Source organism: Pseudomonas veronii, from assembly GCF_002028325.1.
Taxonomy (GTDB): domain Bacteria; phylum Pseudomonadota; class Gammaproteobacteria; order Pseudomonadales; family Pseudomonadaceae; genus Aquipseudomonas; species Aquipseudomonas veronii.
This window is the reverse complement of the sequence record NZ_CP018420.1, coordinates 3853543-3877685: the sequence shown is the minus strand read 5'-3', so window position 1 is coordinate 3877685 and position 24143 is coordinate 3853543. Positions and strand designations below refer to the sequence as shown.

Below are 24143 nucleotides of genomic sequence, written 5' to 3'. Positions count from 1 at the left end.
TTCGCGAGCCGCCACGCGAATCGCCGTCGCCAGCCGCTTGAGCGCCCACGCCGCCCAAGGAAACCGCCGAACTGCCCAAGACCACGATGGGCAAGGTACTGCGCCGCGCGCTGCGTTAACTTGAATCTCTAGGTGATCTAAATGTGGGAGGGGGCTTGCCCCCGATAGCGGAGTTGAAGTCACCGAGCCTATCGACTGATCCACCGCCATCGGGGGCAAGCCCCTTCCCACATTTCAGACCGAGTTCACATTGACCCAGCGTTGTTCGCGAGCCGCCACCCGAATCGCCGTCGCCAGCCGCTCGACCGCCCACGCCGCCCAAGGAAACCGCCGAGGTGCCCAAGACCACGGTGGGCAAGGTGCTGCGCCGCGCGCTGCGTTAACTTGAATCTCTAGGTGATCTAAATGTGGGAGGGGGCTTGCCCCCGATAGCGGAGTTGAAGTCACCGAGCCTATCGACTGATCCACCGCCATCGGGGGCAAGCCCCCTCCCACATTTCAGACCGAGTTCACATTGACCCAGCGTTGTTCGCGAGCCGCCACGCGAATCGCCGTCGCCAGCCGCTCGACCGCCCACGCCGCCTCGAAGTCGCTGCCCTCCGCGCCCTGGCCGGTCACTGCCAGAATCAACTCGTGCACTTCCAGCGTCTTCAATTCGTTGTAGCCCAACTGATGGCCGGCGGCCGGGCTGAACGCCGCGTAGCCGGGCAGGGCGGGGCCGGCCAGCAGGCGTTGGAAGCCGTCCTGGCCCTTGCGGCACAGGCGCAGTTCGTTCAAGCGCTCCTGATCGAAGGCCAACGTGCCTTGCGTCCCGCTGATCTCAAACGCCAGGTGGTTCTTGTAACCGTGCTTGAGCCAACTGCTGCTCACCGTGCCGCGCGCGCCGTTGGCGAAACGCAGCAGGGCGTGTACCTGATCGTCCACGGCAATCGACTTGAGTGTGTCGCCGCCTTTGACGGCGGGGCGCTGTGCATGCACGGTCTGCGTATCGGCGCACACGCTGACCACATCGCCCACCAGATAGCGTGCCATCGACAGCAAGTGGCTGCCCAGGTCTGCCAGGGCGCCACCGGCATGTTCCACGTCACAGCGCCATGACCAGGGTGACGCCGGGTCGGCCATGAAGTCTTCGCTGAACTCACCCTGGAAACTGATGATTTCGCCCAATTCGCCGTTGGCGATGATCTGCTTTGCCCACCCGATCATCGGGTTGTGCTGGTAGTTGTAGCCGACCCGCGTCACCACGCCCGCCGCACTCGCGGCGTGGCGCATGGCGTCGGCCTGCGCCAGGCTGACCGCCAGCGGTTTTTCGCAGTACACCGCCTTGCCCGCCGCGAGCGCGGCCATGGCCATGGGGTAGTGCAAATGGTTCGGTGTGGTGATCGCCACCACATCGACCGTGGGGTCGTTGACCAGCGCTTGCCAGTCGCCATGGGCCTGGGCAAATCCCCAGGCCTCGGCGCAGCGCTGGGCGCGTTCGGTGTCGGCATCGGCCAGGGCGGCCAGCTTGAGGCTGACCGGCAGCTCGAATACCGTGCGGGCGTTATTGAACGCCAGGGCATGGGCGCGGCCCATGAAGCCTGTGCCGATCAGGCCGATTCCGAGTTTGCGCATAGCCGTGGTCCTTTGGATTATTGTTTTCAGGGAGGCTATTAATGGAATATAAATTCTCATAATTCAATATGTGGAAAAAATAATTCATTTCTGCGGCGATATCATTGCAGTTGATGTGGTTATATTCAGCGCAGGGTTAAAAGCCGCCAGTTAACAAAAGATAACGTAGCGCCGATTGTCAGACGATTCGAAAGCCCGATAGGATGGCCCCTACTTCCTCCAGGCGCTCTAGATTGCAGGTTTCAGAGCCCGGGAAGGTAAGACGACCTAACAATAATAAATGGGAGAAAGGTCTATGAGTGAGCCTGTCATGGGTTGGGTTGTTTGCCGCCCACGCGCCGCACGCAGGGTTGCGTTGCTGGCCACAGCGCTCTCGTTGCTGGCCGGTGCCGCGTTGTCGCCACCGCTGTTGGCAGCCAGCGATACCGCCGCACAGCCGGTGTTTGCAATTGAATCCCCCAAGGCCGCCAAGGGCCTGATGATCGACGTGGTCCACGCGGGCTCGCGCCTGGTGGCGGTCGGTGATCGCGGGCACATCCTCTATTCCGATGACCAGGGCAGCACCTGGACCCAAGCCAAAGTCCCCACCCGCCAACTGCTCACGGCGGTGTTTTTTGTCGATGACAAACACGGCTGGGCCGTCGGCCACGATGCGCAGATCCTCGCCAGCGTCGACGGCGGCGCCACCTGGGCCCAGCAATACCAGGACCTCAAGCGCGAAGCGCCGTTGCTCGACGTCTGGTTCAACGACGCCAACCACGGCCTGGCCGTCGGCGCCTACGGGGCGCTGATCGAAACCACCGACGGTGGCAAAACCTGGGAAGACGTCAGCGAACGCCTCGACAACGAAGACCAGTTCCACCTCAACGCCATCGCCCAGATCAAGGACGCCGGCCTGTTTATCGTCGGTGAGCAGGGCAGCATGTTCCGCTCCAGCGACGACGGCCAGACCTGGGAAAAACTCGAAGGCCCCTACGAGGGTTCACTGTTCGGCGTGATCGGCACCGCCCAGCCGCACACCCTGTTGGCCTACGGCTTGCGTGGCAACCTGTACCGCTCCACGGATTTCGGCAGCACCTGGGAGCAGGTCGAACTGAATGCGGCGCGCGGCGCCCTGGAGTTCGGCTTGTCCGGGGCGACCTTGCTCGATGACGGCGCGCTGGTGGTGGTCGGTAACGGCGGCAGCGTGGTGGTCAGCCATGACGACGGCCAGACCTTCAGCGTATTCAATCGCCCGGACCGTATTTCACTCTCGGCGGTGACGGCGGCGGGCAATGGCAACTTGATTCTGGTCGGGCAGGGGGGTGTTCGTGTTGCTACGCCAACCGGCGCCGAACCCACAAAACAATAAGAAGGCGGGGAAAGAATGAGCAGTCATCACAACGATAAAGCGACCTTTCTTGAGCGCCTGATCTTCAACAACCGCCCGGCAGTGATCGTCATCTGCCTGCTGGTGAGTATTTTCCTGTTCTGGCAGGCGACGTTGATTCGCCCCTCCACCAGCTTTGAAAAGATGATCCCGCTCAAGCACCCCTTCATCGAAAAGATGATGGAACACCGCAACGACCTGGCCAACCTGGGCAACACGGTGCGTATCTCGGTGGAGGCCAAGGACGGTGACATCTTCACCAAGGACTACATGGAGACCCTGCGGCAGATCAACGACGAGGTGTTCTACATCTCTGGCGTCGACCGCTCGGGCCTCAAGTCGCTGTGGAGCCCCAGCGTGCGCTGGACCGAAGTCACCGAGGAAGGCTTTGCCGGCGGGGAAGTGATCCCGCAGAGCTACAACGGCTCGCCGCAAAGCCTCGATCAACTGCGCAACAACGTGCTCAAGTCCGGCCAGGTCGGGCGCCTGGTGTCCAACGACTTCAAGTCGAGCATTGTCGACATCCCGCTGCTGGAGTCCTACCCGGACCCGCAGGACCAGGGCAAGTTGCTGGCGCTGGACTATCGGCAGTTCTCCCATGAACTGGAAGACAAGATCCGCACCAAGTTCGAAGCGCAGAACCCCAACGTCAAGATCCACATCGTCGGTTTCGCCAAGAAGGTCGGCGACCTGATCGACGGGCTGGTGATGGTCGTGTTGTTCTTCGGCGTTGCCTTCGTCATCACGCTGGTGCTGTTGCTGTGGTTCACCAACTGCCTGCGCAGCACCGTCGCGGTGTTGAGCACGACGCTGGTGGCGGTGGTCTGGCAACTTGGCTTGATGCACTTCTTCGGCTTCGGGCTCGATCCGTATTCGATGCTGGTGCCGTTCCTGATCTTCGCCATCGGTATTTCCCACGGCGTGCAGAAGATCAACGGTATCGCCCTGCAATCGAGCGACGCGGACAATGCGCTGACTGCCGCACGGCGTACCTTCCGGCAACTGTTCCTGCCGGGGATGATCGCGATTCTGGCGGATGCGGTGGGTTTCATTACCCTGCTGATCATCGACATCGGGGTGATCCGGGAACTGGCCATCGGCGCGTCCATCGGCGTGGCGGTGATCGTGTTTACCAACCTGATCCTGCTGCCGGTGGCGATTTCCTACGCGGGCATCAGCAAGCGCGCCGTGGCCAGGAGCAAGAAAGACGCGAATCGCGAACACCCGTTCTGGCGCCTGCTGTCGAATTTCGCCAACCCGAAGGTCGCGCCGATTTCCGTCGCCCTGGCGCTGGTCGCGTTCAGCGGCGGCCTCTGGTACAGCCAGCACCTCAAGATCGGCGACTTGGACCAGGGCGCGCCGGAGCTACGCCCGGATTCGCGCTACAACAAAGACAACAACTTCATCATCAGCAACTACTCCACCAGTTCCGACGTGCTGGTGGTGATGGTCAAGACCAAGGCCGAAGGCTGCTCGCGCTATGAAGCCATGGCGCCCATCGACCAGTTGATGTGGAAGATGCAGAACACCGAGGGCGTGCAGTCGGCGATCTCGCTGGTGACCGTGTCCAAGCAGATGATCAAGGGCATGAACGAGGGCAACCTGAAATGGGAAACCCTGTCGCGCAACCCGGATGTGCTGAACAACTCCATCGCCCGCGCCGATGGCCTGTACAACAACAACTGCTCCCTGGCGCCGGTGCTGGTGTTCCTCAACGACCACAAGGCCGAAACCCTCGACCGCGCCGTGCATGCGGTGCAGGACTTCGCCAAGGAAAACAACAAGGACGGCCTGGAGTTCATCCTCGCCGCCGGTAACGCCGGGATCGAGGCCGCTACCAACGAGGTGATCAAGGAGTCGGAGCTGACCATCCTGATCCTGGTGTACCTGTGCGTGGCGACCATGTGCATGATCACCTTCCGCTCCTGGGCGGCGACCCTGTGCATCGTGCTGCCGCTGGTGCTGACCTCGGTGCTGGGCAACGCGCTGATGGCGTTCATGGGCATCGGCGTCAAGGTCGCGACCTTGCCGGTGGTGGCCCTTGGCGTGGGCATCGGCGTTGACTACGGCATTTACATCTACAGCCGTCTGGAAAGTTTCCTGCGCGCTGGCCTGCCGTTGCAAGAGGCGTACTACCAGACGCTCAAGTCCACAGGCAAGGCGGTGCTGTTCACCGGGTTGTGCCTGGCGATTGGCGTGTGTACCTGGATCTTCTCGGCGATCAAGTTCCAGGCCGACATGGGCCTGATGCTGACCTTCATGCTGCTGTGGAACATGTTCGGTGCGCTGTGGCTGCTGCCGGCGCTGGCGCGGTTCCTGATCAAACCGGAGAAGTTGGCCGGGCAGAAAGGCAATTCGCTGTTCGCCCACTGAGTGCGGCGGTGGGGGCGGTTGCGCCCCCACCGGCAACGTCACGCTGCGCTCACCGGCTTGCGCGCGGTGTGGGCGCGATCGCCAGGAACAACTGATCCACCGGCGGCGTGATCAATACGTAGACAATCCGCCTGATCGGCTCGGCGCCCGGCTCCTGGGGGTTGCGCAAGCTGCTCTGGACGTGTTGCTTGAGCAAATCCTTCTGCGTGTATTTGCGCTGCTCCGCCAGTTTCAGATGGGCGCGGGTATAGCGCGCGGGCGGGGCGTCGGCGCTGGCGTAATGGAAGTGGGCATACCACAGTACCGTCGGCGGTTTTTTCGCTTTGTCATACACCGCGTATTCGGTGAAGAAATCGCCACTGAGGGTCGGCCGTTGCGGGTCGGCCAGGCTGGTCAGGTTGATATCGATCTGCTGGTGTTGCCACAGATACTCGAGGCTCTCCTGGGTCGGCCATTGACGCTTGTAGCCCTCGCTGCACACCCGTTCCGCCAGCCGCAGCATATCGCGGGCCTGGGCCTGGTACTCATCGATCAGGTCCTGGGCCGAGGGTTTGTCGAGGTGGTCGCGCTGGATTTCCTCGGCCAGCGCGGTGAGCTTGTCCGCGTGCCCGCTGAGCAGCTCATCCCAGTCGCCCGGGTTGACCTGTTGGCGTGTGCGCGGCGAGTCGAGCTTTTGCCGGTCGGCGGTAATGACGCGTTCAATGTCGCGGCGCTGTTCGATCAGCGTCTGGGCCAAACCTTTGAGGGTCGCCAGCGTGCGGCCTCGCGGGGGCTGCGTGGGGGCTTGGGAAGGCGGTTCGGCGGTGGTCGCCCAGCCGTCCGCGTGCTTGTTGAAAGAGGCAACGGCTTCACCGGTCAGCGTATCGGTGAGGGTGAAGTGCTCCTCGGCGTTCTGCGCATCGGCCGGCTTGAGTTCGCCGATCAAATACTCTTTTTTGCGGGTCTTGAACACGCGCTTTGTCGGCGCCTTGGCGCGCAGGGTTTTCGACAGCGGCAGCACCACCTCCAACGCTTCCTGCTTGCGCACCACCGATTCCAGCTCGCTGTTCGCCAGCGCCTGGGCGTATTCGAGGCCCGCCAGCAGACGTTCGGCCTGCTGGCGCAGGCGGCTCGGGTTGAGCGCCTTGAGTACGCGGATCGCCTCTTCATAACGGCGGTACTTTTTCAGCACGCTCTCGTACACCTGCCGTTGTTCGACCAGGGTGTATTCGGTGCTGCTGCGCACTTCGACGTGAGACAGCAGCGCCGCGCTCAGGTCGGTTTGCTCCAGGCGTTTGACGTACAGCTCTTCCTGCGGTGGCAGGCGTACATCGGTCATCTCCACGCTGCTGACGGCCAGGTAGTCGAGGGCATTGAGCCGCAGGTTGTCGGGGAAAAAGTTCTGCGGGTATTCGATCTGTGCCAGCAACTCCTGGCGTATCGTGCGCCCCGCCAGCGAATCGTTTTCCAGCTGTTCCAGGGTGGTTTCCATGGCAACGGAAACCTCGGCCATGTGCTGGCGGATGTTTGCTGACTCGGTGGCGTTGCGCACGTATTCGTCGTAGACCGTCGAGTCGCCGAGCAAGTTATTCACGAACATGCGGCGCGCCATTCGTGCCATGGGTTCGCCCGCGCCGGAAAAACGCATGGCATTCAACCGGCCCAGGAGCATCTCGTGGATAAACAGTTGTTGGTCCCAGACCGTCTTGAGGATTTTCGCGCGGTCATGCACATGCACGCCGGCGCCGCCGACTTTTTCCAGTTCTACGCCGAGCTTGACCATCTCCAGGCGCGGGGCGAGTGATTGGGCAAACAGCAATTCCAGGTTCTCCAGCAGAATCTGGAATTCGGTGCGCAATTGCTGATGCTTGAGGGTTTCGCGCTGATGCCGTGTTTCCAGGGCGGGCCTTTGCTGGTCGCTGGCTTTTTGCAGCAGGTTCCACACCAACTGCGCGGTTTTGCGTTGTTTGACCAAGGCGTCCAGGGCGGGTGATATCTGCGTGCTCGCTGCCTGGAATGGCGCCATCAGGTGCTGCATGTCTTCACTGAGCACTTGCACCCGGGCGAGCACTTCTTGTTTCTTGCGCAGGTTTTCTTCGCGCAAGGCGGCCAGGCGCTTGGGCCCGCCACCCAGCAGTTTGAGCCCGCGGTCCAGCGACCAATGGCCGTTGCCATCGGTTCTCAGCAAAATCCCGGGATGTTCGGGTTTTTGCGGATGAACGATGAACACGTCAGCAAAACCCGGGACGATGCTGACCCTGAATAACAGCCCGGCCACCGAGGCATGCCACAGGCCGTTGATGCGGTACAAGCCTTGGTGAGGCCCGGTGTCGAGTGGCGCGGGAGCGGGCACGGGCCACGGCACGTTGACGGCGCGCAGTTTCTCCAGCAGCGCGGCCGCGGCGGTGTCGCCGGCCAACGAATGGTCGAAGTCCAACGGCGTGCGGCCACCGCCGGGTGGTTCGCTGGGCAGGCCGATGACGCCGCGTTCGACCGCCGCTGCATGGCGGGTCGCCAGGCCGGGCGGGCGTCGGAAGGGCGTGCGCGTGATGGGCTGTTCGTCGAGCGGCGGGCTGGCACTGTGCGCGCTGAGGGGGCCTTGATGCACCAGCAGCATGCCGATATTGAGCAGCAGGTCGACCCACGCCAGCTCTTTCGCCGTAGGGTCAGGGCTCTCCAGCGCCGGCAGGTCCTGGGTCAGGCTTTGCGTCGCCTGGATCAGCCAGCCGATCGTCGCCAGGGGCCCGCGCACGGCCATCAACAAGGTGTTGAAGCCCAATTGCATGCCTTCGAGGATCAACGCCCAGCGGCTTTGCGCATTCGAGGTCGATTCGCGCTCGGCCTGGTCCAGCAACTGGCGGGTTTCGCAGCCGAACAGATAGTCCATCAGGCTGCCGTGGTTGAGCGCTTGGAGGATTTCGTCGCCGCTCGCATCGCCGGCCGGCGCCAATTCTGCGGGTTTGGGCACCTCGGGCAGCCGGTCGAACTCCGAACCGATGCCGATGCGCAGGATGTGCGGCTGGCTGAACCCGCCGTTGCTGTAGATCGCCCTGGCCGGGTCGGGCAGCCAGGTCAGCACGCTGTCCTGTAGCGCACCGGGTTGCACAATGGCCGCCAGCAGGTGTTCGCGGCTGCTGAACTCGAGCAGCGCGTCGCGATAGGCCGGACGGTACAGCAGGTGCGGCCCCAGCCGGGTGTCGAGCGGTTCGATGATGAACATGTTCTGCGCCACGTCCGCCGTGGCTGCCGGCGTGCGCAGAAAGGCCAGGGGGCGGATGACAATTTCGTCGCCATCGACCCGGCGTGCCAGCGGGTTGGTTGCGAGCAGTGCCCGCACACAGCGCGCGCCGCGCGCGGTCAGGCCGGCTTCGCCGCGGAGCGCGTGCTCCAGCGCCTGGGTTTTCAGGTGCAGGGGCCGCTGTTGGTTGAACAGCCGCTGGCGTTTGCGCGCGGCGGCGGTGTCGCCCATCAGTTCCCGGCGCAGGTAGGCGGGATAGTTGTTGCCGATGTCCACACGCTGGACCAGTTGCAGCACGTAGGCGGGCGTCAACCACGCTTCGAGCGCCCGGCCGCTGCGATGGCTGAGCGTCATGCGGCCTCTGGGGCTTCCCGACAGGTTCTTCAGCGCCAGGTCCACCAGGCTCATGGATACCGGCGCGAGGTAACCACCTGCAAGGCTGCCCACCGCGACATGAAAGGTCAGGGTCAACTCGTCGGCCCGGTAGCCGGCAGCGCGTGCCGCGTCGTTGCAGGTACGCTGGCCGCCCAGGGCGACAGCGCGATCCAGGCACAGTTGATGGTTCAAGTGCTCGGCGGCATAGCTATGCAGGCTTTCCAGGCCATCGAAGTCGGAATCGCCGAGGGTCTGGCGCTTGATCCCGGCCTGTTCAAGCAGGCATTCGCGGTAAGCCAGGCGGTCGGCGGCGCTGGCGCGTTGCAGCCAGTCGGGCAGGGCGGCCTGGAGGGACGCCAGGGTGACCAGCGCCGTACCGCGGGCGCGGGCGAAAAACCGCGCCGGTTGGGTGATGGCGGCAAACTGTTGTTCCAAGGCCTGCACCGTGCTGTTGGCCGGGAGTTGCAGGGCGGCGAGGTCCTCCAATTGCTGGTTGAGGATCAGCGCGGCCTGGACCTCGAAAATATTGCCGTCGGGTTCGTACTGCTGCCAGGTGATGCTGTCGACGCTGAAGCACTGTTGCAGGCGGTCGGCCCAGGCCTGGCCGAAGGCGTCCAGGTCAGGGTAGGTCTCGATTGCGCCGGATAGACGGCACAGCAACACCTGCTCGCGGCACACCACCAGCAGGTCGCTCGCTTGCAGCGTGAGCAGGCTGCCTGCGCGCGTCAGGTGCGCCTCTAGCGTATAGGCATGAATCGCGTTGTCGGGGGCCGGGCGGCGTGCGCGGGTGGCACGGTCTGGGTAGCGCGCCAGGGTATTGAGGATGTCCAGCGGTTGGGCGTGGCGTGCGGCGGCGTCGAGCAGCGTGCCTTGCAGCACGTCGGCCAGCCATTTCCAGCGGCTGCCGCCGGCGTCGCTGTCTTCGCCCCAATAGGTGGCCATGGCGTCTTGGAAGCCGATAAACAGCAGCGACGGCAGTTCGCGAATGACGGCTTCGATGACGTCAAGATCATAGGCGTGGGTGCCATTGGCCGGATAACCGAGCCGCGTGCCGCTGGCATCGCTCAAGTAGCTATCCAGGCCGTGGCGCGTCGACACATCGGGAAAGCTGCCGTCGGCGAGATGGTTCAGCGCGACCTCCAGCAACGGCAGCAACGCCCGCCCGCCACCGTCACGGGGTACGGCCAGTCGCAGGTCGGCGAGGGGGTGTGTCAACGGCGGATATTTCTCCGCCAGGTTGCGCGCCAGCATCTGCGCGGTGACTGAGCGCAGTGTCGGGCGCTTGAGAAACTGGGCTTCAAGCGCTTCCCGCAGCGGGTCGGCGGCGAGGGGGGGATTGCGGTCTGGCATGGGTATTCCTTTACGTTGAATAAAGACGTGCCCTTGCACGGTAATCCGCGGTGTGGCGCCGATGCGGTAGCCGGTTATGGTTTTAGGTCCTGGCGGCAAAGTGGCCTATCATTAGCCCTTTGAACCTGATGAAAGACTGTGATGACTACTACTTTGACGGCCGTCCTTGCCACCAGCGACATGCTTGAAATCGACGGGCTGCATGCCTTCGAGTTCGCACTGGATGAAGAAAAGCTGCTGATCATCGCCATGGATGGCCGTGCGCAAAAACGCTGGAGTTTCAGTCTGGAACAGCTGCAGGCCGCGGTCTTCGATGAGACTCTGCAAAGCTGGACGCTGACCGGTGATGTGGGCGAGCACCGCCTGGTCTGCGTGAATGCCTTCACCGGCAATAACAATGACGAGGATGAAGCGGATGCTGATGCGTAAATTCTGGCCCTTGTTGATCGCGGGCAGCGTCGGGGCGATGTCGGCACAGGCCGCACCGGCCGACACCCATGAACTGTTGGTCGGCAGCTACACCGCCGGCAGCAGCGAAGGGATCTATCGCCTGCAATTCGACAGCCGCACCGGGCGGTTCCAGGGCCAGCCGGTATTGGCGGCAAAAACGGCCAACCCGTCCTGGCTGACCGTCTCCAAGGATCAGCAGCATCTGTTTGTCGTCAATGAAAACGGCCCCGGCCAACAGGACGCGGTCGGTCGCGTCAGCAGCTACCGCATCGACCCGCAGAACCATCAGCTCACGCTGATCAACCAGGTACAAAGCCTGGGCAGCGAGCCGACGCATTCCAGCGTGGCCGCCGATGGCCGCTACCTGTTCGTCGCCAACTATTCGGTGCTTGAAGACCCGGGCGGCAGCCTGGCGATTCTGCCGCTGGACGCCCAAGGCAAACTGGCGGCGCCCGTGCAGTTGAGCGGGCACCCGGCGAGCCGGGTCAACCCGCAACGCCAGGCGTCCAACCATGTGCATTCGGTGGTGCCGGCGCCGGATGGCAAGTATGTGTTTGTGCAGGACCTCGGCGCGGACAAGGTGTTTGCCTACCGCTACGATCCCAAGGCCAACCCTGAGCAGCCCCTGACCCCGGCCAACCCGGCATCGGTGCCCTTGCCGCCGGGCAGCGGCCCGCGGCATTTGCTGTTCAGCGCGGACGGCAAGCATGCCTGGCTGACCACCGAGATGAGCGCTCAGGTCGCGGTGTTCGATTACCACGACGGCACGCTCAGCCAAACCCAACTGGTGGACTTCGCCGCCGGGCAACCGGTGTCCGACAAGGCCGGCGCGGCGCTGCATGCTTCCAGCGATGGCAAGTTCCTGTACGTGAGCAATCGCGGCACGGCCAATCAGTTGCTGGTATTCAGCATCGATCCGGCGACCGCGCATCTCAAGGAACTGCAGCGCCGTTCCGTGGACGGCGACCATCCGCGCGAGTTCAGCCTGGACCCGAGCGGCAAGTTCCTGCTGATCGCCAACCAGAAAAGCAATGAAATCGTGGTGGTCGAACGCGACCCACACACCGGCCTGCTCGGCAAAACCGTGCAAAAACTACCGATCGATGCGCCCAGCGACCTCAAGTTCCTGGTGCGTCAATAAGCCACAGGCCCCGCACGTCGGGGCCTGATCCTCTTTATTAATTCGATTAATAACAGCTACTGTTTCAAAGCATTTCTAAGGCCCAACCCTCGGGCGTAAGTTGAGCTCCAAGGCCTCCCCGGCCACTCAACCAAACGAACACAAGGGTTACCGACATGAACTTCAATCTCTTCTCGATCATCGCCGCCTCCGCTGTTTCCGCCACTGTTGCACTGCCAGCTGCGGCCAGCGTGAACATCATCGGCAAACAATCCAGCACCAGCGCCTACACCCAGAAATACCTGCAACAGAGTGCCAACTTCTACGCCGCACTGGATCACAAAACCCAGTACTGAGCGCCCTGTGGGAGCCGGCGCGCCCGCTCCCACATCGATTCAGGCAGATTCAGGCTTGGCCATCACCGCGATAAACAGCGGCGAGTCCAGAAACCACTGCAACCACGCCTGCACCCGTCGATATGAGGTGCGCGCAAACCACTCCCGATCGACATGGGCAAACTGCCGCACAAACGGCGCCACAGCCATATCCGCAAGGCTTGGATGATCGGCGAGCAAATACGCGCGGTCGGCCAGCAATGCCTCCAGCTTCTGCAAAAACACCTCACCGTCGGCCCGATACGCTTCCATCGGCCGCTCCGGGTAGCGCTCGGCATACTTGTAGTGATTCAAGTGATGTTTGAAGCCCAGGTCATTCTCGGCAATCAGCGCCTGCACCGCGGGATCACCCTGTAGCAACCAGTCTTGCGGATCGTTTTGCGCCAGGGCCCAGCGCATGATGTCCAGGCTTTCGTCGATCACCCGACCGTCGACGCTCAACACCGGCACCGTGCCTTTGGGCGACAGCGCGAGCATCTCGGCCGGCTTGGCCTTGAGGCTGACTTCGACAATCCGCACCGGCACGCCGCAATAGCGCAGGGCCAGGCGGGCGCGCATCGCGTAGGGGCAACGGCGAAACGAGTACAGCAGCGCCTCGCTCACTTCACCTCCACGGTGCTCAAACCATTGCCCTGACGCTTGACCTGGATCTGCACCGGAATGCGCTCGTGCATTTCCTGTACGTGGGAAATCACCGCCACCTTGCGGCCCTGGGCTTGCAGGCCGTCCAGCGCGTCCATGGCCAATTGCAGGGATTCCGGGTCGAGGCTGCCGAAACCTTCGTCGATAAACAGCGACTCGATCTTCAAGGTACTCGAGGCCATCGATGCCAGGCCCAGCGCCAGCGCCAGGGATACGAGGAACGTCTCGCCGCCGGACAACGAATGCACCGAGCGCAGTTCGTCGCCCATTTCCGTGTCCATCACCAGCAGGCCGAGCATGCTGCCGCCGCGTTTGAGGCGGTAGCGGCGCACCAGTTGGCGCAGTTGCACGTTGGCGTGGTGTACCAGCAAATCGAGGTTGTAGGCCTGGGCGATCTTGCGGAAGGTGTCGCCGGTGGCCGAGCCGATCAGCGCGTTGAGGCGCGCCCAGCGTTGCCATTCTTCATAAGCCTTGGTGATCTGTTCGGCCAGGGCGTGGTTGGCGTCCTGGCGGCGCTGGTCTTCGGATTGCCGCGCGCGCAGTTCGGCGCAGTGTTTTTCGCCCTCGGCCAGTTGCTGGTTGAGCGTGGCCAGTTGGGCGTCCAGTTGTTCGGCGTCGAGGTTGCCGTTGTGCAACGCCTGGTGCTCGGCCAGGCGTTGTTCGCGCTCTTGCAGCAGAACCCGGGCTTGCTCGACGGCTTTTTCGCTGTTGTGCAGTTGCTGGCGCAGTGCGCTGGCATGGGCCTCGTCCAAGGCCAGCAGGCGCTTGAGCCCGGCGTCGTCCAGGTCGGGGTGCAGGGCGCGCCACTCGCCCAAGCGCGTCGCGAGCGCGTGCTGTTCGGCGTGCAGCGTGTGCTGGCGGTCTTGCTGGGCCTTGAGGTCGGCGGCCAGTTGGATCAAGGCGTTGCGGATGTCCTGCAGCTGTTGATTGGCGTCGGCTTCGCTTTGCCGAGACTGCGCCACGGCCTGTTCGAGTTGCTGTTGCCAGTCTTCGGCGCGTGGGTGTTCACCGAGCAGGCGGGTGAGTTTTTCCTGGGCCGCGTGTTGCTGGGCGGCCAGTTCGCTGACCTGCTGGCGCAATGCGTCGAGTTGCTGCTGGCGATGTTGCTGATGGGTGTGTTCTTTCTCGATCGCCTGCTGACGCGCTTGTTGCTCGGCCAGTTCATCGCGCTGATGGGCCAACTGTTCGAGGCGCTGACCAACCTGTTGGTCCAACTGCATGAAGGTCGCCGCCGGTTCGCTGCGCAGGCCCTCGAGTGTCTCGGTCGGCAACAGGCTGGCGAACGCCTGCAGTTCTTCGTCGAGGCGTTCGCGGTCGTTGGCCAGTTCGCGTTGCTGGTCGATCAGCAACTGGCGGGCTTGCTGGCTGGCGTCCTGGGCGGCTTGCAGCTGTTGCTGCAGGCGCCCGGCGTTTTGTTGCAGGTTGAGCAGGGCGCCTTGGCGTTGCTCGTCCTGGGTGATGTTTTGCGTCAGTTGACTGAGCTGCTGGGCCAGCCAGGTGCTGCGCCGGGCCGCCTCCTGATTGAACAGCGCGGCCGCCAGCGGGTGCGCGTCCAGGCTCGGCGCCAGGGCTTGCTGTTGGATTGCCAGTTGCTCCTGTTGCTGCAGGAATTCCTTTTGCTGGGCGATCAAACCGCCGACTTCACCGCGCAGCTCGGTGAGTTTTTCCTTGAGGCTGTCGACGGCTTTCTGCGCCATCGCCTCTTCGTTTTCGTCGTGGCGACCGAGGCTGTGCAGCAACGCTTCGGGTTGGTGATACGGATGCGCTTGGCTGCCGCACACCGGGCAGGGCTGGTCATCCTGCAATTGCCCGCGCAACTCCTCGACACTGGCACTGCGGGCCAGGCGCTGGCGCTCCAGCAGTTGCTTGGTCACCGTCAGGGTCTGTTCGGCGCGCGTGAGTTCGGCTTTGGTGTGCAGGCCGGTCTGGTTCAACTGATCGCGTTGTTGTTGCGCGTCCGCGAGTTTTTGCGTCAACACGCTGGCTTGCTGGTCCAGCTGTTGCTGGTTGTCCCACAGCCGGGTCAGGTCTTCGAAGGCGCGTTGCTGCTTGCGATTGTCTTGCAGCAGGCTGGCGAGTAACTGGATCTGCTCGGCGACGGCGTGAGGTTCGGCGCCGGCCTCCTGGTACAGCAGGTCGAGGGCATCGCGTTGTTGGGCGAACTTCTCGGCGGCGGCGGTGGCGCGCTGTTCAAGCTGCGGCAGTTCGGCCTGACCTTTGTTCAGGCGATTGCCGATCAGCATCAGTTGTTGCAGGCGGTCGCGGTAGGCGTTCCAGGCCTCGCTCAACGGCGCGAGGGCGGCGCTGCGTTCCAGGCCGGCGGCCAGGCGTTGCAGGCGCTCGGCGACGTGGGTGTGTTTTTCCTGCAAGCCCTTGAGCAAGGCCTGACCTTCGGCGCAGGCCGTTTCGTGCTGTTGCTGGTCCTCGTTGCGCTTGGCCAGTTCCTTGTTCAGGTGGGCGAGGGTGTTTTGTTCCTCGAAGGCCTGGCGCAGCAAAGGCCCGGCGTCGGCCTGAGCTTGCAGGGCCGCGGCCAGCGCTGTTTGGGCCGATGCCTGCTGTTGTAGGGCTTGCTCCTGGCGGCCATGCAGATCGGTTTGCTGCTCGATCTGCGCTTGAATGTGCGCGGCCAGCGGCGTGAGCAAGGTGTCGAGCTCAGCCTGGCGCGCGAAGTGATGGCGCTGCGGCGCCAACTGTTCCAGGCGGCTCAAGTCCTCGCGCTGCGGGCCTTGGCTGTCCCAGTGTTGCTGGGCTTGCTGCAACTGTTCGACGGCACTGAGCTTGCGCTCCTGCCATTCGCGCAGTTCCTTGAGCCAGGTGTGCTGCAGCTCCAGCTGCTTGAGCTGGGCTTGCTCGGTCTTGAACTGTTGCTGCGCATGGGCCAATTGTTGGTCCAGCTCGGCGCGGGCTTGCGGGGCCAGGGGTTCCACGCCGGTGGCCTGGTCCTGCAGCTGTTTGTGGGCGTCCTTGGCGTCCTTGGCCTTGTCGAAGGCGCGACGGCCGAGTTGGGTGTAGAGCGCGGTGTCGGTGAGCTTTTCCAGCAGTTCGCTGCGCTCGTTGTCGTTGGCCTTGAGGAAGGCGCTGAACTCGCTCTGCGCCAGCAGCACCGCGCGGGTGAACTGCTCGAAGTTCAGGCCCAGGGCCAACTCCAGCTGGGTCTTGTATTCGGTTTTCTGGCTCGCCAGCAACTGGTCGCTGTCCAGGTCGATCAGGCTTTGCCGGCTGTTCTGCAACTTGCCGCTGGCTTTGTCGCGGGCGCGGTTGGCTTCCCAGCGCGCACGGTAGCGGCGGCCGTTGACGCCGACAAAGTCGACCTCGGCATACCCGCCGCCGGTGCCGCGTCGCAGCAACGTGCGCGGGTCGCCGATGGAAATATCGCTGTCGGCGTCGGGCATCTTGGCCTGGCCGGTATCGCCCAGGCGTGGCACGGCACCGAACAGCGCCAGGCACAGCGCGTCGAGCAGAGTACTTTTGCCGGCGCCGGTCGGCCCGGTAATCGCGAACAACCCGGCGCTGGCCAGGGGCTCGGCGGTAAAGTCGATCTCAAACGGGCCCGCCAGGGAGGCGAGGTTTTTCAGGCGGATGGCGAGGATCTTCATGGCTGTTCGCCCTCCTGTTGCACTTCCTGGAGCAGCACCGCGAAGTCCTTCAAGGTCTGTTCATCCACTTCACTGCCGTAGTTGTCCTGCCAGGCGCGGCTGAATAGCTCCTGGGGGGTGAGCTGGTCGAGTTCGATCAAGCGCTCGTTGTCGGTGTCGTCGCTGCCGCGTTTGCCGGCGTACTCGGCAGCGATACGCACCAGGCGCACGGCCTTGCCTTGCAGGGCGGTTTCGATTTGCTGGCGCAGGTCGGGTTGCGGCTCGTCGAGGCGCACGCGCACTTCCAGCCACGGCTGGCGTTGGGTTTCGGCGAGCAGGTCGATGTCCGGCAAGTCGCCGAGCTGCTTGAGGATATCGGCCAGCGGTGCGGCTTCCAGGCGTTGCAGGTTGACCGCGCGCGGGATCAGGCGCGGTTCGACGCTGAGCAGGGTTGCGCCGTCGAACGTCACGTCGAGAATCTGGTGTTGGTAGCCGATTTCGGAAAACGACAACGGGATCGGCGAACCGCTGTAGCGAATGCGCTCCTCGCCGTTGACCCGTTGTGGCTTGTGCAGGTGGCCGAGGGCGACATAGCTGACGCTGGCATCGAACAGGCTGGCGGGCAGCGCTTCGGCGTTGCCGATGATCAGGCTGCGCTCGGAGTCTTCCGACACCGAACCGCCGGCCATATGTGCATGGCTGATGGCAACCAGCGCCTGGCCGGGCTCGCGTTTGGCGTTGGCTGCGGCAATCAGCCACTCATGCACCTGGCCGATACCGCGCAGGTAATCGTCGCCCAGTTGCGCCCCGGTGACTTCCGCCGGGCGCAGGAACGGCAGCGCCAGGCACCAGGCGGCGATCTTGCCGTCGGCGCCGGGCAGCGGGATCAGCAAGCGCTCGGTATCCAGTTGCCCGTCATCGAGCCACAACACCCGACCCAGGGCATGGGTGCGCAAACGGCGCATCAACGGCGCGGGCAGTTCGATGCGCGAGCCGGAGTCGTGGTTGCCGGCGATCATCACAATCGTGAGGTTGGGGTTTTGTTCGTGGGCGCTGATGATGAAATCGTACAGCCGCTCCTGGGCCTTGAGCGGCGGGTTGACCGTGTCGAAGATATCGCCGGCGATCAACAGCACGTCCGGCGCGTGCGCGCCGAGCTGGCGCAGCAGCCACTCGAGGAAACAGGCGTGTTCGAAGTCGCGCTCCTGGCCATGCAGGTTTTGCCCAAGGTGCCAGTCGGAGGTGTGAAACAGACGCAAGGCGAGCTCCGTGGAGAAGATGAAAAGGAGGGGAGTTTACCTGTATTGCTAACACGCTGCTCCAGACGACGCAGATCCAGTGTGGGAGGTGGTTTGCCTGCGATGGTGGTGGTCCGCTTGAGCAGTGTTGTCTGGCCCATCGCTATCGGGGGCAAGCCCCCTCCCACAGGGGTATGCGGTGTGCGTTATGCCTTGGCGGGCAGGCAATCCAGGGCGCGGAAGGACAGGTTCGGGCTATGTCGACCAGACGACGCAGGTGCAGTGTGGGAGGGGGTAAGCCCCTCCCACAGGGGGACGCGTTATGTCTTGGCTGGCAGGCAATCCAGGGCGCGGTCGGACAGGTTCGGGCTATGTCGACCAGACGACGCAGGTCCAGTGTGGGAGGGGGCTTGCCCCCGATGGCGGCGTGTCAGTCGACATCATAATTGACTGATACACCGCTATCGGCGTGGTGGGTCCGCTTGCTCGGTGTTGACTGGCCCACCCCCCGTCCCGACTCTCGATTCGTGACGTATCAGGGGGGCTATTTGGGATACAACGGCGGCAAGCTGGTGGTGTCGGTCGTCGGGTCTTGCTCGCGTTCGGCCATTGGAATGGCTTTTACCGCACGCCACAGTTCTTCACCCAGCCAATAATGGCCGCTTTCGCTGTACAGCGCGCCGTTCAACCCATCCAGCGCGTCGGACAGCGGCACGAAGCGCGCCGCCATGTCGGCCAGGGTTTCCGGTTGTTGCCGGGCCCAGGCGTCGAGGGCCTGGCGCGTGGCCTGGGGGTCGTTGGCCTGGGTCGCACGCTTGAGGTCGTCGAGTAGGGTGCGCGGGCTCGGGCCGGTTTGTGCCGCGCGTTGCACCGCCGGTTGGCGGCGTGCGCGCCACCACAGGCCGAAACCCAGCAACGTGGTGCAGGCAAGGAGCAGGGTGCTCAGTTGCCACAGCCACAGGCGGCTATCGTCGGGGGCGGTGATCACGGTCGGTGTCGCGGGCGTGTCCACCACCAGGCTCGGGTTATTCGCCACTTGCAGCGTGCGGGCGGGCAGGCGGGTGCGTTCGAGGTGGTCCTCATGGGTGTTCCACCACACCACTTCCACCGCTGGCAAGTCCAGCGCGCCGGCGCGTGTGGGCACCAGGGCTTCGCGGTCTTCTCGGCTGCCGATCAGGCCACGGTCGTTGTTCTGGTTGCCGACTACCGGCTGGTCCGGATAGCGGCGCAGGCCATTGATTTCGGTGCTCGGCAGTGCCGGCAGTTGTGCGCTGGAGAGGCCCTCGGCCTTGACCGTCAGGCTGCGGGTCAGGGAATCGCCGACCTGCACGTGGTCCGGCTCGGGGTTCCAGTTTTCGCTCAGGGTCAGGCTGCGTGCCGGCAGCCACGGCGCCTCGGCGGGGTACAGCTCGGGCTTGGGTTTGACCGTCAGCTCGAGGGGCGCGGAGCTGACGTGGATCAGCTTGCCCGGCTTGGTGCCCTGCAGCGTGTTCTCCTGCGGCGGGCGCGATTCCACCAGGGTCGCGCTGAAGGTCTGGGCGGCAATCGTCAGGCTGCCGCTGTGCTGCGGGTAGATCGCGTAGCGGGTTTCGATCACGCCGTGGCGAATGCTGTTGATGACCTTCTCGTAGGTGCGTGATTCGCCCAGTTGCTCGATGCGCGCATCGGGAATCTGCAGCGGCGTGAGGCTGCTGTCGTCGTACAGCGACACCGAGTGATACACGCGTACCGTCAACAGGGCCTGGGCCTGCACGTACACGGTGTTCTGGTCGAGGTTGGATTCGACGAACACCGGCGCGAGTTCGGCGTTGGTGTCCTGGCTGGTGGTTTCCAGCACTTGCAGGCTGATCGGCTGGGTCGTGTATTCGCCCACTTGCAGCGGCGGGATCACCACGGTGCCGTTTTGCTTGGGCAGCAGGGTAATGATCCAGCGCGTGGTGGCGTGGTTATCGCCGCCGAGGGTGGTGAGTTGGTTGATCTGGCGCGTGCCGCTGACTTCGAACTGCGCCTCCAGCGGCGACAGGTCGGGTTTGCCGAACTGCGTGACGTCGCCGGATTCCACCGTCAGCTCCACCGTTTCCCCGGAATTGAGGCGGCTGCGGTCGACGCTGGCGACCAGGTTCGCCGCCTGGGCGTGGCTTGCCGACAACGCGAGCAGAAGCAGAAGGGTGGTGCGGCGGCTCATCGAGTCTTGTCCTGATGCTGTTGCTGTTCGTACCAGAATTTGCGCCGCAGCAGTTCGCCGGGGTTGTCCGGGATCTCCTGCAGCCATTGTTCCAGGGCCTGGCGATGTTCGTCGTCCAGGCTGGCGCCGCTGGGGCGCAACGGCGGGGTGGTGGTTTGCTCGTCCTCCAGCTCGCTGCCCGGCACGTCATTGCCGCCCGCTTGTGGCGTGGCGCCGGCCTGGGTATCGGCGGTGCCGGCTTCGCCCTGGTTTTGCGGCGATTGCTCGCCACCCGTGGCACTTTGCGCGCTGGCGCCCGGTTGCGCAGTTTGGCCGGGTTGGGTGGTTTCGTCATCTTCGTTTTTTGCGGGCGGGGCCGGCTCGGGCTGCGCCTGTTGTTGTATCAGGCTTTCCACCAGGGCCTTGTTTTTCAGGGCCGGCAGCAGATCGGGCTGGGCTTCCAGCGCCTGTTCGTAGGCATCGATGGCTGCTTCCAGCTCACCGGACCTGGCCAGTGCATTGCCGCGATTGTAGTGAGAGTAGGCGTCACTGCCCTCGGCAAAACGCTTGATGGCTTCGGCGTAGTTACCCGCTTCGTACAGCGCCACGCCTTGCCATTGCGGGTCTTGGAAGCGTTCGGCGGCTTCGGCGGGGCGTTTTTTCTTCAGCAGGTACTGGCCTTGCTGGTCGGGGCGCAGCCACAGGTCCTGGAGTTCGAAGGCATAACTGGGCTGCGGTGCGCCAAGCAGCAGCAACGGCAAGCAGAACAACCAGCCACGCCGCCCGGCGCACGCGGCCAGCAGCAACAACGGCAGTAGCAGCCAGTAACCCTGGTCGGCCCAGGTGTCGAGGTGCAGCAGTTGGCCGTCGTTGCGCAGGGCTTGCGGCGCGTCGAGCATGCCCAGTTGGCGCAGGTCCTTGTCGTCCAGGCGCGCGGCACGGTAGCGGCCACCCATTTCGCTGGCGAAGGCTTTGAGCGTCGGGCTGTCGAGGCGCGGCACGAGGATGGCGCCTTGGTCGTCCTTGAGGAATTCGCCGCTCTCCAGGGTTACCGGCGTGCCTTCGCGGCTACCGATGCCGAGGATCGACAGGCTTGGCGCCTGGCCGCCTTGCAGCAGCAAGCGGATGCCCTGGCGTTCCTGCTTGGACAGCGATGAACCGATCAGCAGCAGACGCCCCTGGCCGAGGCCGCCTTGCTTGAGCAGGCCGAGGGCTTTCTCCACGGCCAGGTCGGCGCGGTGCCCGGGCTCGGGCATCAACGAGGGGCGTAGCGCTTCGAGCAGGTTGCGGCTGGTGGCCAGGTCGTCCGACAGCGGCACCAGGGTGTGGGCGCTGCCGGCATACACGACGATGGCGGTTTGTGCGTCGCTGCGCGCCTGCAGTAAGTCATACAGCTTGCGCCGTGCCTGCTCCAGGCGGCTGGGCGGACTGTCGGTGGCGAGCATTTCCGGGGTCAGTTCGAGCAGCACCACCAAGGGGTCGGAAGGCTTCTGGCTGGTCTGTTCCACCCGTTGCCAACTGGGGCCGAGCAAGGCCAGTACTGCCAGCAGCCAGGCAATACCGAGGAGCACCCACGGCGATTTGCTTTCACGGCCATTGCCACCGCTGAGCAGCACGGCATGGAACGCCGGCGGCAGGATCATCTGCCAGCGCCCGGCGCGCTTTTGCCGGTGCCACAGCTGCCACAGCAACCAGCCGAGCAGCGGCAGCAGCAACAGCCACCAGGGACGGAACCAGTGCGGCCACAGGTCGATCATCGACGCCTCCGCAAACGCAGGCGTTTGAGGCGCTGGCGCCATTCTGGGTGCTGTTGCAGAAAATGCCCCTTGGTCGACAGTTTGTTGAACAGCCGTTGCAGCGCGTTGTTCGGCCAGCGCTCCTGCACCACCAGCAACAGGCTGAGGATCAGCCCCAATGCCAGGGGGCCGCTGTACAGCGCCTGGGCCGGGCGCGCCTGGGTCGGTTGCTGTTCGACCGGTTCAAGTTGGTCGAGGGTTTCCTTGACCGCTTGCAACTCTGCGCCATCGCGGGCACGGAAGTAGCGGCCGCCGGTGGCCTCGGCGATGGCCTTGAGCGCCGGTTCGTCGAGGTCCAGGCTCGGGTTGACGCCCAGCACGCCAAGGGAACCGGTTTGTTCCGGATCGGCGCCGATACCGATCGGGTAGATCTTCACGCCTTCTTCAGCGGCCAGACGCGCGGCGGTCAGTGGGTCGATCCGGCCGCCGTTGTTGGCGCCGTCAGTCACCAGGATCAGCACGCGGCTTTGCGCCGGGCGCTGGCGCAGGCGTTTCAAGGCCAGGCCGATGGCGTCACCGATGGCGGTGTTCTTGCCGGCGATGCCGATGCGCGCTTCATCCAGCCAGGTGCGTACCGTGTGGCGGTCGAAGGTCAGCGGCGCTTGCAGGTAGGCTTGGCTGCCGAACAGGATCAGGCCGACGCGATCGCCTTCGCGCCCTTCAAGGAAGTCGCCGAGCAGGTGTTTGACCAAGGTCAGGCGGCTGACGTCATCGTCCTCCCACTGCATATCGGGAAAATCCATGGAGCCGGACACGTCCACCGCCACCAGCAAATCGCGGCCGCTGGCGGCAATCGGCAGCGGTTCGCCGAGCCATTCCGGGCGGGCGGCGGCGGTCAACAGCAGCAGCCACAGCACGACGAAAGGCGCCTGTTGCCGCCAGCCGGGCAGGTTCGAGCGTGCGCGGCGGCCCGCCAGGCCTTCGAGGTCGCTGAGGTAGCTGACTTTCAGCGCGGGCTCGCCGCTGTCGGCCGCCGGCAGCACCAGGCGCATCAACCAGGGCAACGGCAGCAAGGCGAAGATCCACGGCCAGGCGAACTCAAACATGTTTGCGAATCCAGGTGTCGACGGCCTGGGTCAGGCCGGCGATGGCTTTGTCGTCGAGTTTGCATTCGGGCTTATAGGCGCCTTCCACCAGCACCATCCAGCGTGTGAGGCCGGCGGCGGGGCAGCGGTTATCGAGAAACGCCAGCCATTTGCGGCCGTTGAGGGTGTGGCTCTGGCTGTAGGGGTAGTCGTTGCGGCACAGGCGCTTGAGCAGGCCGTTGAGTTGCTGCAGCCAGGCCCCGGCGGGCGCGCCGTCGTAGGGTCTGGGCATCAGCGCCAGTTCGGCCAGGGCGGCGATGCGCAGCGGGTCGAGCGGTTGTTCGGCGCGGGACACGGGACGCCGCGTGGGCAGGAAACGGCGCAGCCACCACACGCCCCAGCCCAGCAGCGGGATCACCAGCAGCAACAGCCACCAGCCTGGCGCAGGCGGCCAGAAGCCGATCGCCGGTGGGGCGATCAGCGGTTGGAGTTGGTCGAGGCTGCTCATTGCTTTTTAACCGGGCGTTGCGGGTTGAGGTATTCGCGCAGTTGCTCGACCATTTCGCTCTGGGTGCTCAAGGGCATCAGCAATACCCGCAGTTTCTGCGCGAGCAGTTCCCAGCGGGCGCTGCGCGCTTCGGCCTGGGCCTTGTAGGCCTGGCGCAAATCGAAGTTCAGCGTGTCCAGTTCCAGTTGCGCACCGCGTTCGGCAAAGCGCAGCAGCCCGGCGGCGGGCAGGGCGTGGTCGAGCGGGTCGGAGATCGGTAGCAGCAACAGGTCGCAATGGCGTGACAACAGGCTCAGCTGTTGTTCGGCGCCTTCGGTCAGTGCGCGTTCGTCGCAGATCACGATCACCAGGCTGCCGGGGCGCAGCACTTCACGGCCACGGCGCAGGGCCAGGCCCAGGGCGTCGGTTTCGGGGCCGCTCTCGGTGCTCAGGCTCTGGTTGACCCGCACCAGGCGGTTGAGCAGTTGCAGCAGGCTCTGTTTGCTGCGCCGCGGTTTGATTTCGTAGTGCTCGTTGTCGCCGAAGACCAGCCCGCCGACGCGGTCGTTATGCCCAAGCGCCGCCCAGCCGATCAGGCTGGCCGCCTGGGCCGCGAGCACCGACTTGAACATCTGCCCCGAACCGAAAAACAGCCGGCAGCTTTGCTCCACCATGATAAAAATCGGGCGTTCGCGCTCTTCGTGGAACAGCTTGGTGTGCGGTTCCTGGGTGCGCGCGGTCACGCGCCAGTCGATGGTGCGGACATCGTCGCCGGCCTGGTAGACACGCACCTGGTCGAAGTCGACCCCGCGCCCGCGCAGCTTGGAGTGGTGCAGGCCGATCAGCGGGCTGCGCTGGCTCGGCGTGGAAAACAGCTGCACTTCACGCACGCGGTGGCGCATCTCAATCAATTCGCTGAGCGTGACGCGCACTCCATCGCTGGCGTTCATCGA

Annotated in this window: 15 protein-coding genes; 5 read left to right on the top strand and 10 right to left on the bottom strand. The window is 64.2% G+C overall.

The features are described 5' to 3' along the window. Positions 1–498 precede the first annotated feature (498 nt). A complete protein-coding gene (locus PverR02_RS17540) occupies positions 499–1614 on the bottom strand; it encodes a Gfo/Idh/MocA family protein (RefSeq protein ID WP_079444026.1) in 1116 nt (371 codons plus the stop codon). A 310-nt stretch (positions 1615–1924) separates the two neighbouring features. Here PverR02_RS17540 and PverR02_RS17535 point away from each other — a divergent pair, with 310 nt between their 5' ends. Together PverR02_RS17535 and PverR02_RS17530 are read left to right on the top strand one after the other, a co-directional pair. Further along, positions 1925–2965, top strand: a complete 1041-nt coding sequence (locus tag PverR02_RS17535) for a WD40/YVTN/BNR-like repeat-containing protein (RefSeq protein WP_169865359.1) — start codon at positions 1925–1927, stop codon at positions 2963–2965. A 15-nt stretch (positions 2966–2980) separates the two neighbouring features. Continuing rightward, entirely contained in the window at positions 2981–5356 is a 2376-nt protein-coding gene (locus tag PverR02_RS17530) for an efflux RND transporter permease subunit (RefSeq protein ID WP_017846495.1), read from the top strand. A 49-nt stretch (positions 5357–5405) separates the two neighbouring features. Here the strand turns inward: PverR02_RS17530 and PverR02_RS17525 are convergent, their stop codons facing one another. Next, positions 5406–10298, bottom strand: a complete 4893-nt coding sequence (locus PverR02_RS17525; protein ID WP_079444025.1) for a DUF6543 domain-containing protein — start codon at positions 10296–10298, stop codon at positions 5406–5408. 141 nt (positions 10299–10439) lie between these two features. Between PverR02_RS17525 and PverR02_RS17520 the strand changes: the two genes are divergently transcribed. The 3 genes from PverR02_RS17520 to PverR02_RS17510 all read left to right on the top strand — a co-directional run bounded on the left by PverR02_RS17520 (position 10440) and on the right by PverR02_RS17510 (position 12224). Then, entirely contained in the window at positions 10440–10727 is a 288-nt protein-coding gene (locus tag PverR02_RS17520; protein ID WP_079444024.1) for a DUF5629 family protein, read from the top strand. Beyond that, positions 10714–11889: a lactonase family protein gene (locus PverR02_RS17515; protein WP_079444023.1), complete on the top strand. Its 1176-nt coding sequence runs from the start codon at positions 10714–10716 to the stop codon at positions 11887–11889. Before PverR02_RS17520 ends, PverR02_RS17515 begins: the two co-directional genes overlap by 14 nt. 155 nt (positions 11890–12044) lie before the next feature. Then, entirely contained in the window at positions 12045–12224 is a 180-nt protein-coding gene (locus PverR02_RS17510; protein WP_046383659.1) for a hypothetical protein, read from the top strand. 39 nt (positions 12225–12263) lie between these two features. Here the strand turns inward: PverR02_RS17510 and PverR02_RS17505 are convergent, their stop codons facing one another. The 8 genes from PverR02_RS17505 to PverR02_RS17470 form a co-directional block, all read right to left on the bottom strand. After that, positions 12264–12866: a glutathione S-transferase gene (locus PverR02_RS17505; RefSeq protein ID WP_079444022.1), complete on the bottom strand. Its 603-nt coding sequence runs from the start codon at positions 12864–12866 to the stop codon at positions 12264–12266. Beyond that, on the bottom strand, positions 12863–16501 hold the full coding sequence (locus PverR02_RS17500; protein WP_079444021.1) for an AAA family ATPase: 3639 nt from the start codon (positions 16499–16501) through the stop codon (positions 12863–12865). Before PverR02_RS17500 ends, PverR02_RS17505 begins: the two co-directional genes overlap by 4 nt. After that, on the bottom strand, positions 16498–17739 hold the full coding sequence (locus PverR02_RS17495) for an exonuclease SbcCD subunit D C-terminal domain-containing protein (RefSeq protein ID WP_046490942.1): 1242 nt from the start codon (positions 17737–17739) through the stop codon (positions 16498–16500). Before PverR02_RS17495 ends, PverR02_RS17500 begins: the two co-directional genes overlap by 4 nt. A gap of 523 nt (positions 17740–18262) precedes the next feature. Then, the gene (locus tag PverR02_RS17490; protein ID WP_046383655.1) at positions 18263–19903 is read right to left on the bottom strand and encodes a BatD family protein; all 1641 of its coding nucleotides are present in this window, start codon (positions 19901–19903) and stop codon (positions 18263–18265) included. Then, positions 19900–21639, bottom strand: coding sequence for a tetratricopeptide repeat protein (locus tag PverR02_RS17485; RefSeq protein WP_046383654.1), 1740 nt, complete (start codon positions 21637–21639; stop codon positions 19900–19902). Before PverR02_RS17485 ends, PverR02_RS17490 begins: the two co-directional genes overlap by 4 nt. After that, positions 21636–22724 carry a vWA domain-containing protein gene (locus PverR02_RS17480; RefSeq protein ID WP_079444020.1) on the bottom strand — a complete coding sequence of 363 codons (1089 nt, stop codon included), beginning with the start codon at positions 22722–22724 and terminating at the stop codon, positions 21636–21638. Before PverR02_RS17480 ends, PverR02_RS17485 begins: the two co-directional genes overlap by 4 nt. Next, the gene (locus tag PverR02_RS17475) at positions 22717–23211 is read right to left on the bottom strand and encodes a DUF4381 domain-containing protein (protein WP_017846484.1); all 495 of its coding nucleotides are present in this window, start codon (positions 23209–23211) and stop codon (positions 22717–22719) included. The genes PverR02_RS17480 and PverR02_RS17475 overlap by 8 nt, the downstream gene beginning before the upstream one ends. Continuing rightward, complete coding sequence (locus PverR02_RS17470) at positions 23208–24140, bottom strand: DUF58 domain-containing protein (protein WP_017846483.1); 933 nt, start codon at positions 24138–24140, stop codon at positions 23208–23210. The genes PverR02_RS17475 and PverR02_RS17470 overlap by 4 nt, the downstream gene beginning before the upstream one ends. Positions 24141–24143 lie beyond the last annotated feature (3 nt).

Bases quoted from the DNA above. Each gene is read 5' to 3' on its own strand.
- PverR02_RS17470 (WP_017846483.1), bottom strand. From the start codon at position 24,140: ATGAACGCCAGCGATGGAGTGCGCGTCACGCTCAGCGAATTGATTGAG.
- PverR02_RS17535 (WP_169865359.1), top strand. From the start codon at position 1,925: ATGGGTTGGGTTGTTTGCCGCCCACGCGCCGCACGCAGGGTTGCGTTG.
- PverR02_RS17490 (WP_046383655.1), bottom strand. From the start codon at position 19,903: ATGAGCCGCCGCACCACCCTTCTGCTTCTGCTCGCGTTGTCGGCAAGC.
- PverR02_RS17500 (WP_079444021.1), bottom strand. From the start codon at position 16,501: ATGAAGATCCTCGCCATCCGCCTGAAAAACCTCGCCTCCCTGGCGGGC.
- PverR02_RS17485 (WP_046383654.1), bottom strand. From the start codon at position 21,639: ATGATCGACCTGTGGCCGCACTGGTTCCGTCCCTGGTGGCTGTTGCTG.
- PverR02_RS17540 (WP_079444026.1), bottom strand. From the start codon at position 1,614: ATGCGCAAACTCGGAATCGGCCTGATCGGCACAGGCTTCATGGGCCGC.
- PverR02_RS17475 (WP_017846484.1), bottom strand. From the start codon at position 23,211: ATGAGCAGCCTCGACCAACTCCAACCGCTGATCGCCCCACCGGCGATC.
- PverR02_RS17510 (WP_046383659.1), top strand. From the start codon at position 12,045: ATGAACTTCAATCTCTTCTCGATCATCGCCGCCTCCGCTGTTTCCGCC.
- PverR02_RS17515 (WP_079444023.1), top strand. From the start codon at position 10,714: ATGCTGATGCGTAAATTCTGGCCCTTGTTGATCGCGGGCAGCGTCGGG.
- PverR02_RS17520 (WP_079444024.1), top strand. From the start codon at position 10,440: ATGACTACTACTTTGACGGCCGTCCTTGCCACCAGCGACATGCTTGAA.
- PverR02_RS17530 (WP_017846495.1), top strand. From the start codon at position 2,981: ATGAGCAGTCATCACAACGATAAAGCGACCTTTCTTGAGCGCCTGATC.
- PverR02_RS17525 (WP_079444025.1), bottom strand. From the start codon at position 10,298: ATGCCAGACCGCAATCCCCCCCTCGCCGCCGACCCGCTGCGGGAAGCG.
- PverR02_RS17480 (WP_079444020.1), bottom strand. From the start codon at position 22,724: ATGTTTGAGTTCGCCTGGCCGTGGATCTTCGCCTTGCTGCCGTTGCCC.